Source organism: Coleofasciculus sp. H7-2 (genome assembly GCF_042747725.1).
GTDB lineage: Bacteria > Cyanobacteriota > Cyanobacteriia > Cyanobacteriales > FACHB-T130 > FACHB-T130.
Genome location: NZ_JBHZGO010000083.1, coordinates 86318 through 102732, shown reverse-complemented (window position 1 = coordinate 102732; position 16415 = coordinate 86318). Strand labels below are relative to the sequence as shown.

13 protein-coding genes are annotated in these 16415 nt (G+C 46.0%); 7 read left to right on the top strand and 6 right to left on the bottom strand.

From position 1 onward, the window contains the following. Nucleotides 1–17: 17 nt before the first annotated feature. Genes ACFW2W_RS16565 through ACFW2W_RS16550 form a run of 4 tightly spaced genes read right to left on the bottom strand, consistent with a single transcriptional unit; the run spans nucleotide 18 to nucleotide 3432 of the window. Nucleotides 18–746, bottom strand: coding sequence for a Uma2 family endonuclease (locus tag ACFW2W_RS16565; protein WP_378180273.1), 729 nt, complete (start codon nucleotides 744–746; stop codon nucleotides 18–20). Nucleotides 747–786: 40 nt separating this feature from the next. Beyond that, on the bottom strand, nucleotides 787–1560 hold the full coding sequence (locus tag ACFW2W_RS16560; protein WP_378180271.1) for a Uma2 family endonuclease: 774 nt from the start codon (nucleotides 1558–1560) through the stop codon (nucleotides 787–789). Between the two features lie 33 nt (nucleotides 1561–1593). After that, a complete protein-coding gene (locus ACFW2W_RS16555) occupies nucleotides 1594–2277 on the bottom strand; it encodes a response regulator (RefSeq protein ID WP_378180269.1) in 684 nt (227 codons plus the stop codon). A gap of 54 nt (nucleotides 2278–2331) precedes the next feature. After that, nucleotides 2332–3432, bottom strand: coding sequence for a sensor histidine kinase (locus ACFW2W_RS16550; protein WP_378180267.1), 1101 nt, complete (start codon nucleotides 3430–3432; stop codon nucleotides 2332–2334). Between the two features lie 245 nt (nucleotides 3433–3677). On the opposite strand from ACFW2W_RS16550, the gene kdpA reads away from it, so the two are divergent. The 7 genes from kdpA to ACFW2W_RS16515 all read left to right on the top strand — a co-directional run bounded on the left by kdpA (nucleotide 3678) and on the right by ACFW2W_RS16515 (nucleotide 14325). Next, a complete protein-coding gene (gene kdpA / locus ACFW2W_RS16545; protein WP_378180265.1) occupies nucleotides 3678–5369 on the top strand; it encodes a potassium-transporting ATPase subunit KdpA in 1692 nt (563 codons plus the stop codon). Nucleotides 5370–5458: 89 nt separating this feature from the next. Further along, nucleotides 5459–7576 carry a potassium-transporting ATPase subunit KdpB gene (kdpB, locus tag ACFW2W_RS16540; protein ID WP_378180263.1) on the top strand — a complete coding sequence of 706 codons (2118 nt, stop codon included), beginning with the start codon at nucleotides 5459–5461 and terminating at the stop codon, nucleotides 7574–7576. Between the two features lie 48 nt (nucleotides 7577–7624). Continuing rightward, nucleotides 7625–7891, top strand: coding sequence for a potassium-transporting ATPase subunit F (locus tag ACFW2W_RS16535; RefSeq protein WP_378180261.1), 267 nt, complete (start codon nucleotides 7625–7627; stop codon nucleotides 7889–7891). A gap of 107 nt (nucleotides 7892–7998) precedes the next feature. After that, entirely contained in the window at nucleotides 7999–8607 is a 609-nt protein-coding gene (gene kdpC / locus ACFW2W_RS16530; RefSeq protein ID WP_378180259.1) for a K(+)-transporting ATPase subunit C, read from the top strand. Nucleotides 8608–8682: 75 nt separating this feature from the next. After that, nucleotides 8683–9816, top strand: coding sequence for a sensor histidine kinase KdpD (locus ACFW2W_RS16525; RefSeq protein ID WP_378180257.1), 1134 nt, complete (start codon nucleotides 8683–8685; stop codon nucleotides 9814–9816). 29 nt (nucleotides 9817–9845) lie between these two features. After that, nucleotides 9846–11075, top strand: coding sequence for an anhydro-N-acetylmuramic acid kinase (locus tag ACFW2W_RS16520; protein WP_378180255.1), 1230 nt, complete (start codon nucleotides 9846–9848; stop codon nucleotides 11073–11075). 82 nt (nucleotides 11076–11157) lie between these two features. Next, the gene (locus tag ACFW2W_RS16515; protein WP_378180367.1) at nucleotides 11158–14325 is read left to right on the top strand and encodes a VIT domain-containing protein; all 3168 of its coding nucleotides are present in this window, start codon (nucleotides 11158–11160) and stop codon (nucleotides 14323–14325) included. 520 nt (nucleotides 14326–14845) lie between these two features. Here the strand turns inward: ACFW2W_RS16515 and crtA are convergent. Both crtA and aat read right to left on the bottom strand, forming a co-directional pair. Next, entirely contained in the window at nucleotides 14846–15676 is an 831-nt protein-coding gene (gene crtA / locus ACFW2W_RS16510; RefSeq protein ID WP_378180254.1) for a cyanoexosortase A, read from the bottom strand. 46 nt (nucleotides 15677–15722) lie between these two features. Further along, nucleotides 15723–16298, bottom strand: coding sequence for a leucyl/phenylalanyl-tRNA--protein transferase (gene aat / locus ACFW2W_RS16505; protein ID WP_378180252.1), 576 nt, complete (start codon nucleotides 16296–16298; stop codon nucleotides 15723–15725). Nucleotides 16299–16415: the final 117 nt, after the last annotated feature.

Here is a 16415-nt window from a genome sequence, read left to right as displayed (position 1 = left end):
AAACCCGGTTTCCGATCTTAAGCTAATTCATCCGGATTAACACCCATTGCCCTCAATCGTTCTGCCAAGCGTTCAGCGCGTTCTTCTGCAAGCTGTGCTATCTCAGTACCGTCTAGCAGCAAGTTTCCCTGAGCATCCCACCAGCGCAACCAGGGAAATTCCATATTTGTATATCGACCTTGCCAAATTCCCAACTCTACTCCTAAAGGCTCAATGGGATAGTGTCCGCGCTCGTTAGGCTGCATCATCTGATAGCGCCCGTTAATTAATTGGTACACTTCCACTCGTGCCAGATTTACTTCATAGATGCCATAGAAGGGAACTCGAATCGCCTGCTCGTAAACCCAAAACTTGCCAGTTATCGGGGTTCTGTCTCGTTCTTGGGAACCATCGCCTGAGACAAACTCCAGCGCCATCAGCGGCGCAACGTATTCTTGCCACAAGACATAAGAACGTCGGTATTGACCGTTCAAAGTCGGCGGGACATTCGGCACATAAAACCAGTCTGGTGCTTCTGCTCCTCTTTCAGGCGGTTCTGTTATCCGCCAATAGATACCGCTATCTCGACCGATGCAATATTGCCCATCGGGATGAATTTGCTGCAAAACTGGTTCTATACAGTGGGTCAGCAGATCGCCTTGGGGCGGTTCTTGAAAGTTTTTCACAAATGTGCCATCCGACTCTGGTAATTGGGTATGGTCGGGAAGGGTGAAACCAATGGGAAATGGTGTTTCTGTTGATGTCATAGGAACTTGCTAATATACCGACCGATCGCGGTTTTTTATCTCACGTTAACTCATCGGGATTAACGCCCATTGCTCTTAACCTTTCTGCTAAGCGTTCAGCGCGATCGCGTTGCTGTTCTATCTGAGATTGAGCCTGCTGATTGCGTTCCCATCCAGTTAACAATAGGTTCCCCTGAGCATCCCACCAGCGCAACCAGGGAACTTCTGTATTTTGGTATCGACCCTGCCAAATTCCTAACTCAACTCCCATCGGCGGAATAAGGTAGCGTCCTCGCTCATTAGCTGGCATTCTTACATAGCGTCCCGCTATCAACTGATAGACTTCTAGTAACGCTGGTCTAGGAGAAGAATCAACAAGCACTCCAGCATCAAAGATGCCATAAAAGGGAACGCGAATTGCCTGCTCATAAACCCAAAACTTGCCACTCATGGGGGTTTGGTCTCGTTCTTCGCTGCCATCTCCAGAGACAAATTCTAGTACAATCAGCGGTGCTATGAGTTCTTGCCAAATTACATAAGAACGTCGGTATTGACCATTTAAAGTCGGCGGGACATTCGGCACATAAAACCAGTCGGGAGCTTTGCATCCGTTTAGCGGCGGGTCAGTTATCCGCCAATAGATACCGCTATCTTGACCGATGCAGTATTGCCCATCGGGATGTATTTGTTGTAAGAGTGGCTGTATAGAGTCGGTGAGCAAAATGCTTTGCGGATGTTCTTGAAAGTTTTGCACGATGCTGCCATCCGACTCTGGTAATTGGGTATGGTCGGGAAGGGTGAAACCAATGGGAAATGGTGTTTCTGTTGAGGTCATAGGAACTTGCTAATATAAATGAATCTTGATTAATTATTCTTGTAGTAACAAATCTACGGCTACTAATCCTTTTTGAATTGCCAAGATGGCGGCTTGAGTGCGATCGCGTACCTCCAACTTTTGTAAAATAGCGTGGACGTGAACCCGAACTGTACCCAAGGCGATATTTAGAAGTTCGGCAATTTCCTGATTTGTCTTCCCGGCGGCAATTAATGCTAAAATCTCCAATTCCCGACTGGTAAGCGGAGTTGCTAAAGGTTCAGCGGTTTTAGATGCAAGTGCTGAGTGTGGATTTTCTGTAAATGCAGCGCGAATTTCTGCTGTCCCCGTTTGATCCCACCATGAGGCACCGGCTGCAACTGAACGTAGTGCTAAAATTAATAGTTCAGCTTCGATTCCTTTGAGACAATAGCCATGAGCGCCAGCAGCAATTAACCGCTCAATTAAAGGCTTTTGGGAATGAGAAGTTAAAACCAAAATCGGCATTTTGGGATGACGCTGTTTAATTTGGCGACACGCTTCAACGCCTCCCAAACCAGGCAATCCCACATCCAACAACACTACATCTGGTAAATAGCAATTCGTCAGTTCCACAGCGGTTTCGCCATCAACCGCTTCTCCAACGACTTCTAACCCTTCCTGTTGCAACCGCATCCGCAGTCCCAGGCGAAACAGTTCATCATCTTCCACTAATAAAATCCGCAACGAAGGTTTCATCTTTAAGGTCTTAAAAGTTAAGTTGCAATCATAAAAATTTTTAATGATTAATTTTTAATTCCCACCGGGTAGTCGAAAGCCAAACATTGCCCCGCGTGGTTTCTGGTTTTCTCCCCAAATTGTACCGCCGTGCGCTTCAATAATCTGACGAGTCAGATATAAACCCAGTCCAGATCCTGTAGCAACGCGATCGCTATGTCCTTGATAAAATCGCTCAAATAGGTAGGGTAACTCTTCTTCTGTGATGCCCTGCCCATTATCGAGAATTTTCACAATTTGATAATCAGCATGGTACTCCAGTATGACTTCTACCTTACCGCCACGCGGGGAATGATTAATGCCATTAGTGAGTAAATTTATAAAGACTCGCTGTAATTGCAAGGCATCTCCATTCACCCACAAAAAGCGGCGAAAATCGGTTGAACCATGACTGAGAGTAATGTACACCCGACGCGAAGAAGCTAAATCTGTCAATGTAGCGATCGCTTCAGTAGCCAAGGTAACTAAATTCACGGGCGAAAGCACCAGTTTTAGCCCTTTGGTATCGTTACGATATACATCCAGCAGCGTCTCCACCAGATGTAATGTCGAAGTGTGAGAACGAACCATCATCGCCAAAACTTTTTGTTGCTGAGACGTACAAGCACCGAAGTGCCCTAATTGGAAAGATTTAATCGTTGCAATCGCGCCTAATAAAGGAGTTTTGAGATCGTGTGTCAAAGTGGAGGCAAAATCTTCACGAAGACTTGCCAGTTGTGTTTGCGATCGCAATTGGGCTTGTTGTCTCTGCATCGCCTCTTCATAACGCTGGTTGCGACGCAGCAACCAGCAAGTCACCGCCAACGCTATCACTGCAATCAATCGGTTTGCCACCGTTGACGGTTGGATCGGTTCAATAGTGGGAGAAAACAAATTTAAGATAGTTAGACTAGCAGCAGAAAGCGTGAGTTTAAGCGTTGCGTGGCGACTCAAGCGCGAATTCGTCAGTAAAATTGGTCCGATATAGAGGTAGCCAAATACATAGGATGGAGGTGTGGAAAACTCCAGCATAATCAAGACAGCAAATGCCCCTGCAATTAGCCAACCCATATTCGAGTGCTGATTTTTTATCACAAGATTTGCTTTGATAGCCACCAAGGTGCGTAACCTCCTCATCAGATTTAGTTTTAACTGATGAACGGCACCACATGACCTATACTATATCCTCAGTTTAGCGACAAACCTGAATCTATACTTGCAGATATAGAAGATGTATTAATACATATATATCTAGGTTATATATGTAATCTAATTGTGGTATTTGTCGCTTACGTATTAGGATGCTAATCAGACAAGTTAAAGATTTATTTGTCTAATTTATCTGCAAGTAAATTGTACTTAGATTAAATTAGGTTTAATTTATGTGGCAAGGCTTCTTTCAAATTGTCATAACCTTATCTATTCTGGTAGTAACAAGTAAGGTTTTGGGCGACTACATAGCTCGTGTATTTAAAGGAGAAAAAACCTTTTTTGACCCGGTAATGATACCGATAGAAAAAGCTATCTACGCACTAGGGGGCGTGCGAAACCAAGACAATCAGACGGGTTGGCAGTATGTCCGTGCCGTGCTTTATACCAACTTGGTCATGGGTATATTAGTTTATCTAATTCTCATACTACAGCAATTCCTGCCCCTAAATCCTACCGGATTAAGTGCCCCCAGTTGGGATTTAGCACTGCACACAACAATCTCATTTTTGACCAACACAAACCAGCAGCATTATTCTGGCGAAACCACCTTCAGTTATGCCAGTCAGATGTTAGCGCTGGGTTATCTAATGTTTACCTCAGCCGCGACAGGATTAGCAGTGGGAATTGCCTTTATTCGCGGCTTAACTGGCAGATCGCTAGGTAACTTTTACGTTGATTTAATCCAATCCATTACGCGGATATTGCTGCCTCTGTCCATCTTAGGAGCGCTATTGTTAATAATTCTGGGCGTTCCGGAAACCTTAGCTAGACCGCAGGTAGCTACCACCTTAGAAAATGGAATACAAATCATTGCCCGTGGCCCTGTAGCCCACTTTGAAAGTATCAAACAGCTAGGAGAAAATGGCGGTGGATTTTTTGCCATCAACTCCGCCCATCCATTTGAAAATCCCAATGGCTTCTCCAATCTGCTAGAAACAATTGCGATGGTTTGCATTCCGGCGTCGCTGATTATAACCTACGGCATCTTTGCCAATAACAAAAAGCAGGGATGGCTGCTATTTTGGATGGTATTTATTATTTATGCTGTCTTGATTAGTATTACTGCCATTGCCGAATATCAAGGAAATCCTCTAGTTAATAATCTCCTGGGAGGACAGCAACCTATTCCCAACTTAGAAGGCAAAGAAGTTAGATTTGGTTGGGCACAGACAGCACTTTGGGCAATTACGACAACAGGAACTATGTGCGGTGCTGTCAACGGGATGCACGATTCTCTAATGCCTCCGGGAGGCTTTTCCACCCTGTTTAATATGTTCCTTCAGATTGTCTGGGGTGGTCAGGGGACTGGAACAGCTTACTTGTTCATCTACCTAATTTTGACAGTATTTCTGACAGGCTTGATGGTGGGAAGAACCCCAGAATTTTTGGGGCGAAAAGTTGAGAAAAAAGAAATCGTTCTTGCCAGCGTCGTGCTACTCATCCACCCGATAGCAGTATTGATTCCCTCAGCCATTACTCTCGCTTTTCCCAACACCCTGGCTGGAATCAGTAACCCCGGCTTTCACGGCATCTCCCAAGTCGTCTACGAGTACACCTCAGCCTCCGCCAACAACGGATCTGGCTTTGAAGGATTGGGCGACGCTACCCTGTGGTGGAACTTGAGTACGTGTTTCAGCCTCTTACTCGGTCGCTACATCCCGATTATCGCCCTGCTGCTGTTAGCCGACAGCATGGCTCACAAACAACCAGTACCCGAAACTAGCGGCACCCTCCGCACCGATACACTTCTATTTACCGCCGTCACAGCGGGAATTATCTTGATTTTAGGCGCACTAACCTTCTTCCCAGTTTTAGCACTTGGTCCTATAGCCGAAGCTTTCCAAATTGCTAAAGGAGGGTAATTTTTAACGCTCTCGGTACGCAAAGTTATAACAACCTTTGTTCAAATTTTGAACCTTGTTTGGGTTTAAACTTTAAGGAATCTTGAAATATGACTTCTAACAATATTTCTTCTCCCCAGCAGCCAAGAGGGGCACGTTCTTCGCGCAAACATACCCCCAAGGTAAATACTAAAGGGCTTTATCAGCGAGCTTTCCGGGATGCTTTTGTCAAGCTCAACCCACGAATCATGCTGAAAAATCCAGTTATGTTTCTAGTGTGGGTTGGCACCATCATCACTGCACTGGTAACAATTGACCCAAATTTGTTTGGCACAGTACCGGGCGAAAACCAGCGGCTATTTAATGGTCTAATTACCGTAATTTTGCTATTTACCCTGCTATTTGCCAATTTTGCGGAAGCGGTGGCAGAAGGACGCGGTAAGGCACAAGCCGACTCGATGCGGGCAACCAAATCGGACACAACTGCTCGGAAATTATTGCCCGATGGCTCAATTGAGGAGGTATCTTCAACTAATTTAAGGCAAGGCGATCGCATTAAAGTTATTGCTGGTGATATCATCCCCGCCGACGGGGAAGTGATTGCTGGTGTCGCCTCCGTCGATGAATCGGCAATTACTGGGGAATCTGCGCCAGTGTTGAAAGAACCAGGCTCAGATATTGCGAGTTCTGTTACAGGCGGCACGAAGATTATCTCCGATGAACTAACTCTGCGAGTAACATCCGACCCAGGTAAGGGGTTTTTAGACCGGATGATTGCTCTGGTGGAAGGCGCAGAACGTAGCAAAACACCCAACGAAATCGCCTTGACGGTATTGCTGGCAGTTCTGACTCAGGTGTTTCTGATTGTCGTAGCAACGCTGCCATCATACGGCAACTACGTAAATAACCCGGTGGGCGTAGCCACGCTGATTGCTCTGTTAGTGGCGTTGATTCCAACCACGATTGGCGGCTTGCTGAGTGCGATTGGGATTGCCGGGATGGACAGAGTCGCCCAGTTTAACGTGGTAGCGACATCTGGACGAGCCGTAGAAGCGTGTGGCGATGTCAATACCCTGATTTTGGACAAAACGGGCACGATTACCCTAGGAAACCGTTTAGCCGAGGAATTTATCCCAGTTAACGGTCATTCGATGGATGATATTGCTAAAGTTGCTCTGGCTGCCAGCGTATTTGATGAGACGCCAGAAGGCAAGTCAATTGTCAGGCTAGCAGAGAAGTTAGGGTCAACAGTGGATTTTGACCGCAATGCAGCTGAGGCAATCGAATTTTCTGCCAAAACGCGCATGAGCGGTACGGATTTGCCCGATGGTGGTGAAGTCCGTAAGGGTGCGGTAGATGCGATCAAGGGATTTGTGCGTTCGCGAAGCGGGGCGGATGCTCTCTCCCGTGATGGTAATCTGGCACCAGACCTCAATGCAGCCTACGAAAAAGTTTCCCGATTCGGTGGCACACCTCTAGCAGTTTGTCAAGGTAGCGACATCTACGGCATCATTTACCTGAAAGATATCATCAAACCAGGTATACGCGATCGCTTTGACCAACTGCGGCGGATGGGCATTCGCACCGTTATGTTAACTGGCGACAACCGAATCACCGCTTCCGTTATCGCCCAAGAAGCCGGAGTCGATGACTTCATCGCCGAAGCTACGCCAGAGGACAAAATCGCCGTCATTCAGCGCGAACAAGCAGCTGGTAAATTGGTTGCCATGACTGGCGATGGCACCAACGACGCCCCAGCCTTGGCTCAGGCTAATGTGGGTGTAGCAATGAACTCTGGCACTCAGGCGGCGAAAGAAGCTGCGAATATGGTGGATTTGGATTCTGACCCCACCAAGTTAATCGACTTAGTGACAATCGGCAAACAACTGTTAATTACTCGCGGGGCGCTGACCACTTTTTCACTTGCTAATGATATTGCCAAATACTTCGCTATTATCCCCGCAATATTTGCTTCATCTGGAATTAACAGTCTCAATGTTATGGGATTAGCTAGTGCCAAATCGGCGGTTTTATCAGCTCTGGTTTACAACGCTTTGATTATTCCCGCTTTGATTCCTTTGGCGCTGACTGGAGTCAAATTCAGACCGCTCACGGCTAATCAATTGCTGCAACGAAATATCCTAATTTATGGCTTGGGTGGAGTGATTGCGCCGTTTATTGCAATTAAAGTAATTGATGTTTTGATTGCTGCTGTGGGTTTGGCTTAAAAACGAACCGCTCCAGGACACAAAAAGAAGGAGTGAACGCGGAGATTTATGAACAGATTTAATTTGAGTGAGATATTTTCGGGGGAAATGGCACAGAGTATTGATTTGTTGAAAGCTCAATGGCGCAAGCAACCTTTGCTGCGGCAACTATTTATTTTGTTGTGCTTGAATCTGCTAATAACGCCAGCTGTGCAAGCCGCAACCGGAGGAACTCTTTCTTCAGGACAAACTTTCTGGTTGATGGCGCTCGGTCTGGTAACTATAACCTTGTCGATTTACCTATTTGTGGTTATTTTCCAACCGGAACGCTTCTAAAAAATAATTTTGAGGTTTGAATTTTGAATTTTTAATAAAACTCAAACCTCTGCAAGCAAGGGCGGGGTTTTCCCGCTCCTACAAAACTCCCATTTTTTAGGTCTTTTATGCGAGAAACCATTAAAGCAATTCGAGTCACTTTAGTTCTCTGGCTTTTAACAGCAATAATTTATCCCTTGTTCACGATAATAGTTGGGCAAGTTTTGTTTTCCTATCAGGCAAATGGTAGCATCATCGAAAATCAAGGACGAGTCTATGGCTCTGCCTTAATTGGTCAACCCTTCTCTTCTCCTGAATATTTCACAAGTCGTCCCAGCACGACGAACTACAGTAGCTTTACAACCGCAGAACGCGATCCAAAGAATATAGGTCAAATCACTGGTGTATCTGGTGCTAGCAACCTTGCTCCTAGCAATCCAGATTTACTCAAGCGGGTAGAAGCAACAACCCAACAATTGAAAGCGTCTGGTATCCAGCCCACAGCCGATTTAGTTTACACGTCTGGCTCTAGCTTAGATCCACATATCAGCGTAGAAACTGCCTATAACCAAGCCGCAAGGGTGGCGGCGGCTCGCTCTTTATCAGCAGATCGAGTTCAAGCATTGATTCCCAAATACACTGATGGTAGATTTTTGGGGATTTTCGGCGAACCTGGGGTGAATGTCCTCAAGTTGAATTTGGCACTGGATAATTTACCATCTGCCAGTAATTCATAGTTCATAGTTCATAGTGAAAGGCAATGAACAATTAACAATCAGCAATGAGCAATGAATAATTAACATTCAACAATTATGATTCCTAAAAGTGAGTTTTCAGGAACGCTGAATTCTAACATTCGTCCCGCCAGACGAGGCAAGCACAAAATATACATTGGTATGGCTCCCGGTGTCGGTAAAACTTACCGGATGCTGGAAGAAGCCCACCAACTTAAACAGGAAGGGATTGATGTTGTCATCGGGGTTCTGGAAACCCACGGGCGCAAGGAGACAGCCCAAAAAGCTAAGGGGCTAGAGATAATACCCCGCAAAACAATTATTAGAGGCGGGATGACTCTGACGGAAATGGATACAGATGCCATTTTGGAGCGTCAACCGCAGTTGGCGTTAGTAGATGAACTGGCGCATACAAATGTCCCCGGTTCTCTACGGGAAAAGCGCTACCAGGATGTTGAGGTGATTCTGGATGCAGGAATTGATGTCAATTCTACGGTGAATATCCAGCATCTGGAAAGTCTCAACGATCTGGTGGCGCGAATTACTGGCGTTGTGGTGCGAGAACGCATTCCCGATCGGTTGTTGGATGAAGCAACGCAAGTGGTGGTGATTGACGTTACGCCGGAAACTTTGGAAGACAGGTTGGTGGAGGGGAAAATCTACGCGCCGGATAAGATAGATCGGGCGCTGCAAAATTTCTTTCAAAGGCGTCATTTAGTAGCGTTGCGAGAGTTGGCGCTGCGGAAAGTGGCGGATAACGTTGAAGAGGATGCGATTACTTCTACACCCAGTGATGGATTTTGCTCAGTTCACGAACGGGTGCTGGTGTGTATTTCGACTTATCCGAATTCGGTGCAATTATTGCGACGCGGGGCGAGAATTACTGATTATATGAGGGGTCGCCTGTATGCGGTGTTTGTGTCCCATCCGGAACGCTTTTTGACGAAGGAAGAAAGTTTATATATTGAAACTTGCGAGAAGCTGACTTGGGAATTTGGCGGGGAATTTTTAAGAGTAACTAATCTTGACGTACCGCAAGCGATCGCTTCTGTCGCTCAAGAGTATCGCATTACTCAAGTGGTGCTTGGGCATTCTCAAAAATCTCGTTGGGAGTTATTCTGGAAGGGGTCTTTTGTCCAGCAGTTGATGCGCTATCTCAAAAATATCGATTTGCACATCATTGCATCTGAACAAACCTCATCTAAACAATGAATACAACTGATTAATTTTTAATTACTAAAATGATGCGTGTAATTGGTTTAATTAGCGGCACGTCGGTAGATGGCATTGACGCCGCTTTAGTAGAGATTACTGGTAAAGACTTGGATATAAAAGTGACTCTGCTAGCAGGAGCCACCTATCCTTATCCAGATGCGCTCTCAAAGCAAATTCTAGAGGTCTGTGGCGGGGCATCTTTGTCAATGGCTGAATTTGCCCAATTAGATGATGCGATCGCTTCCGCCTTCGCTCAAGCCGCCCAAAACATTCAAAACGGCAACCCCCCAGCCGAGTTAATTGGCTCTCACGGACAGACAGTTTTTCATCGCCCGCCCAAAGAGCAGGGGAAAGGGGGAGAAGAGGAGAATTCTATGCTTCATCCTTCACTCAGTCCTCAGTCCTCCGCCCTCAGCACTCCTTTAGGTTACAGCCTGCAATTAGGTCGGGGTGCCTTAATTGCCCACCTGACGGGCATTCCCACGGTGAGTAATTTCCGGGCGGCGGATATTGCTGCCGGTGGACAGGGTGCCCCGATGGTTTCAGGGATAGATGCCTATTTATTGAGCCAGCCTGACAAGAACCGATGTGTTCAAAATATTGGCGGTATTGGTAATGTCACTTACCTACCAGCGCGTCGCGGCAGCTGGCTAGAAGATATCCGAGGCTGGGACACCGGGCCGGGAAATGCGCTTCTAGACCTGGCGGTGCAGTATTTAACGAATGGAGCCAAAAGCTACGATCAAGATGGAGCATGGGCCGCAGCAGGCACAATCTGCACCAATTTAGTAGAGCGATGGCTCCAGCAGGACTACTTCCAGCAGCAACCGCCCAAATCAACGGGTCGAGAGCTATTTAGCTACACCTATCTCCAGCAGTGTATTGCAGATGCCTCTGCTTATGAGCTGAGTAGCGCTGACCTGCTGGCGACGCTGACTGAACTTACTGCTGCGTCAATTGTTCATAGCTACCGCACTTTCCTGCCACAGATGCCTGAGGAGGTGTTATTGTGTGGCGGTGGCAGCCGCAATCTCTACTTAAAGCAGCGGCTACAAGCGACTTTGGAACCCGTGCCGGTGTTGACGACGGATGAAGCGGGTGTGAATGCTGATTTCAAAGAAGCGATCGCTTTCGCTGTTTTGGCATATTGGCGACAGCTAGGCATTCCTGGCAATCTTCCCCAAGTTACCGGCGCAACTTCCGCCGTACTACTTGGAGAAGTTCATCTTCCTACAAAGCTCAAAACCATTTCCTGAGCGCGTTTTCAGCCAATTCTTCATACTAATTTTAGAAATGAAATGGCTAGAATGGCGTGAACGGTTTTGAAAAATGGCTGCTATGACAACCTTTCCGCCTCAAGAAAGCACAGCTCACGATCAGCGTCGGTGTTATTGCCTGAATCCTAATTGTAAGCAGCCAGAAAATCCTGGAAATGCCTCTATCTGCGAAAGTTGCGGATCTCAGTTACTGCTACGCGATCGCTATCGTGCGATTAAACCGATTGGTCAAGGGGGTATGGGGAGAACTTTTCTGGCGGTGGATAAGTCCCAGCCATCGGAACCGCGCTGTGCGATCAAACAGTTTTTTCTCCAACAACAAGGAACTAACAATCGCCAAAAAGCAGCAGAGTTATTCCGTCAAGAAGCAACTCGCTTAGAGGTAGTTGGCAAACATCATCAAATTCCCGAACTGCTGGCATCTTTTGAGCAAGACGATCATCAGTATCTGGTGCAACAGTTTATCGATGGAGAAAACTTAGCTCAAGAATTAGCACAAAAAGGACCATTTAAAGAAGTAGAAATTCGGCAACTCCTGCAAAGTTTGCTGCCAGTGTTGCAATTTGTCCACAGTCAGCAGATGATTCACCGGGATATTAAACCCGAAAACATCATTCGCAACCGTCGAGATGGCAACCTCGTGTTAGTCGATTTTGGCGCAGCAAAGTATGCGACTGAGACGATGTTAGGCAGAACTGGAACGGTTATTGGTTCTGCGGCGTATACGGCTCCCGAACAAGCAAAAGGTAAGGCAGTTTTTGCGAGCGATTTGTATAGTTTGGGTGTTACTTGTATCCATTTGCTAACCCAAATTCCTCCTTTCGATCTGAGCGATACGAGTGAAGATACCTGGGTTTGGCGGCATTTCTTGAAGACGCCAGTGAGTAATCAGTTAGGTAGCATTCTCGACAAAATGTTGCAAACGGGTACGAAGCGGCGCTATCAATCAGCAGATGAAGTGTTGCAAGATTTGAATGCGCGATCGCTCCCAATTACTAAACGTAATTCTAAGAAAAAATGGCTGATAGCCGGTGCCTTCCTGTTGTTTGGATTGGTGGGAGTGCGGTACTTAGTATCTCCTGTGGCGGAGATGGTAACTCAGCAAATTGAGAAGCAAGCGTCTCTGACGGAAGGCAGCTTATTCGCTATCATAGACGGACAGCAGCAAGTGTTTCCGTTGAAACATACGGAAGTAGTGGCGAAAGTAACAGGAAATGTGTCGCGGGTGGAGGTAACGCAGACCTTTGAAAATCCCTTTAATAATCCCTTAGAAGCTGTCTATAAGTTTCCACTTCCCGATGAAGCGGCAGTGGATGACATGGAAATAAAAGTAGGCGATCGCATTATCCGAGGCGTCATCAAAAAGCGCGAAGAAGCGAAGAAAATTTACGAACAAGCTAAACAAGAAGGCAAAACTGCTGCATTATTAGACCAAGAACGAGACAATATTTTTACTCAGTCCTTGGCTAACATCAAACCAGGCGAAAAAATCGATGTGACAATTCGCTACAGTGAAAGCCTGAAGTTTGAAAAAGGTAACTATGAATTTGTCTTCCCAATGGTGGTAGGACAGCGATACATTTCAGGAACTTCAACGAATAATCAAGGCAATACAAACTCAGTTACCGACGCTTCGCAGATAAATCCGCCGACTTTACCAGATGGAACTCGTTCGGGACAAAATATTGGCGTAACGGTGGAAATTGAAGCGGGGGTGCCAGTGAAAGAAGTGCGATCGCCTTCTCATCAAATCCGCACCACTCAAGATGGTCGCATTATGCGGGTTGAATTGAGCAAGGAGAACGCAATTCCTAATAAAGACCTGATTCTGCGTTATCAGGTATCAAGTGCCCAAACCGAGTCCACAGTCTTATCTGAGGCGGATGAACGCGGCGGTCACTTTGCCGCCTATTTAATTCCAGCAGTGGAGTATCAAAGTAATGAGATTGTACCCAAAGATGTGGTATTTCTCATGGATACTTCTGGATCTCAAAGTGGCCCGCCAATCGAGCAATCGAAGGAACTGATGCGCCGGTTTATCAATGGACTCAATCCCGGCGATACCTTTAATGTTATTGACTTTTCCGATAGCACAACGCAGCTATCTTCCACACCTTTAGCGAATACGCCGCAAAACCGTGAGAAAGCCCTAAATTATATCAATCGCCTAGATGCTAACGGTGGCACCGAGTTACTCAATGGAATTCAAACAGTCTTGAATTTCCCCGCCTCACCAGCAGGACGCCTGCGGAGTATTGTCTTGATTACTGACGGTTTGATCGGTAACGACCAGCAAGCGATCGCAGAAATTAAAAAGCGGCTGAAGCCTGGAAATCGGCTTTATAGCTTCGGTGTTGGTCCTTCAGTGAACCGCTTCTTGATCGATCGTCTGGCAGAGGAAGGACGGGGTACTTCTGAAGTTGTTCCCCCTAATGAACCCGCTCAAAAAGTCGTCGAAAAATTCTCCCAACAAATCAACAATCCCGTACTAACAAATATCGAAGTTGACTGGGAAGGGACTGGAAAAGCACCAGAAATCTATCCGCTAAAGGCACCAGATTTGTTTGCCAATCAGCCATTAGTATTGTTTGGACGCAAAGGCGATCGCGCCAAGGGAACTTTGCGAATTACTGGGATCGTCGCGGGTGGCAAACGCTATGAGAAGAAGTTAGCGATTGAATTTGACGGCGGTGGCAATAGCGCGATCGCTCAACTTTGGGGACGCGCCCGGATTAAAGATTTGATGAATCAAATGTATGGCGGCGAAAATCCAACTGCTGTCAAAGCCGTTACAGATACCGCGCTAGCTTATCGGTTGTTGTCGCAATACACTTCCTTTGTCGCTGTCACTGAAGAAGTGCGAGTCGATCCCAAGAAAACTCAGCAGGTACAAGTGCCGGTAGAAACCCCAGAGGGTATGGACGCCGAACCAACTTCTAGTCAAAACGGTAACGTGCCCCCACTCAGCCAAGCACCGCCCCCTAGCAAAGCGCTAGTAGCTAGCAAACCACTAACCGTCAGCAAAGTGCCGCCATCCCAGTCAGCACCCTCAGCAGCCAACAGCGTGCCGCTATCTAGTCCAGCACAGCCATCCAGCCAATCGTCAGCTCCCGATCCAGTGCCCGAACCCAGCCAAATCTTAGGCAACATCTTGGCTATTCTCTTGCTGGGGATGTACTTTGCCTGGAAGCGGTTGAAGGGTTTAAAAAGCACTCCGCCTCGCAACTAATTCCATTTCAAGATACTGCTGTTACATTTCTCGCCCCCCAATTCATCACGGAGTTGGGGAATTTCTTATTTTATAATCGGCAAAAGATATGGGCAATTAAAATGATACGGAACTTTTATTCTTGCTGTCTATTTTTAGCATTTAAAATTGATATACTAACTCAAACAAAATACATTTAAAAATAATTGTAGGTTGGGTTGAGCGCCTAAGCGAAACCCAACCCATGCGAAAATATCGTTGGGTTTCGTTACCTCAACCCAACCTACTAGCGCATCCAGCCTAAAATACTGGGTTGAGAAAATTCGCTAAATCAAAATCTAACTCAAACAAAATACATTTAAAAATAATTGTAGGTTGGGTTTCGCTTAGGCGCTCAACCCAACCTATGCGAAAATATCGTTGGGTTTCGTTACCTCAACCCAACCTACAAGGGTTTTTATTTTTAGAGAGAATTGAATAGAATCGGTGTTAGAGGGATTGATTATCTTGCAATCAGCCAAAAACAGGTGCAATTAAAATTCTATGTACTCCCATTTTCACCGATATTTTTTATTAGCCAAAATCGACAGATTAATCCAAAAATTAATACAGAAGTTAGAGAAAATATCAGCGAACCATCCCCTAAATGCCAATATTCAAAAGCTTCTTTGTTAGACAACCCTGCCAAAACAGTCATCAAAGCCACCCGCATCCCATTTAGCGTAAATGCTACGATGACGGCGACTAATGGCAATAAAATCTTTTCCTTCAATTTAGTAGGAAAAATTAGTAAAAAAACTAAAGTTAATCCCAATAGCTGAAGAATTGTACCTACACCAGAACAAGCTCCTCCAATTTGTACAGAACCCGTTGGCAAACTTAAAATCTCCCCTTGCTGCACAACTGGGAAGCCTAAAAACCAAAGAAGAACAGATGTGAATTTAGCGGTTAATAAAGATACATTTAAAAATTTCAATATTAATTGTTGATTTAAGACGAAAAAAGCCAGAAGCAGCAATTCCCGCCAATATTGCTTTAATCCTTTAACACCAGAGGCAATTAAACCCAAGCCCAGCATTGAAATCAAAGGTGTAACGTGAAGGGTAAAACCATAGGCTGGGTAAAGACTTTTAAAAAGTACCAAACTAATCAGTGCTAACCCAACAATGCTAGAAAAATTGTCGCTTTTCAGCTCTAATGCGTCCCGTTTCTTGCAAAGCAGGGACACAACAGCAACCCAAAATAAGAAACTTGTACTCAGCAGTTCAGTATTACCACTCCTCCAAGTCAAAGTAAGATGAATCGTAATTAAGCCTGCCGCGATCGCTAACAACCAGAATTTCAAGTCTTTAACAAGTTTTAGCCTGCTCATGATTCGATAAAAGTTTTGCTCGGTAGGACTCACCCGCTAACTGCGGCTATACTAAAGAACACCGACGCTGCAACGCTTTCCGTAACAAGACTTGATATTGTGGATCGTTAACGATGTAGGCACCAAAGCGTTCTAAATGGGGATTCATCATTTGGGCGTCAAAGAAAACAAAATTGCGATCGCGCAATCTTTCCACCAACTTCACCATCGCCACCTTTGACCCCTCTGGAATCCGGTAGAACATCGATTCCCCAATAAACGCGCCCCCGATGACAATTCCTAAAATTCCCCCAGCTAGTTCCTCTCCCTGCCAAGTCTCGAAGCTATAAGCCCAGCCCTCTTCGTAGAGTGCCCCATAAATCTCTTGTAGTTCTGGGGAGATCCACGTTGTTTCTCGATCCGCACACCCAGCCACCACACCCTGGAAATCCCGATTGACGGCAACGGTAAAGCGTTCTTGGTTGAGAACACGCCGCAGTGACTTCGGGTAGCGAAACTGCTCATCTAGGGGAACGAGTGTCCTCTGACGACTGGAATACCACCCCAAGCCATTGTCGTCATCCGCCATCAAGAAGTAGCCTTGGGCATACCCCTGAATAATGGTGGGAATATCAAACTCCATGCACTCAGCCCAAGCGGGTTAATGACGTATTATCCGTGTGTATATCTCTAAACAGCCACAAATGGCTGGGTAGATGTCCTGATGAGATAGAGCCATCTTAATATCTAAAATACTGCC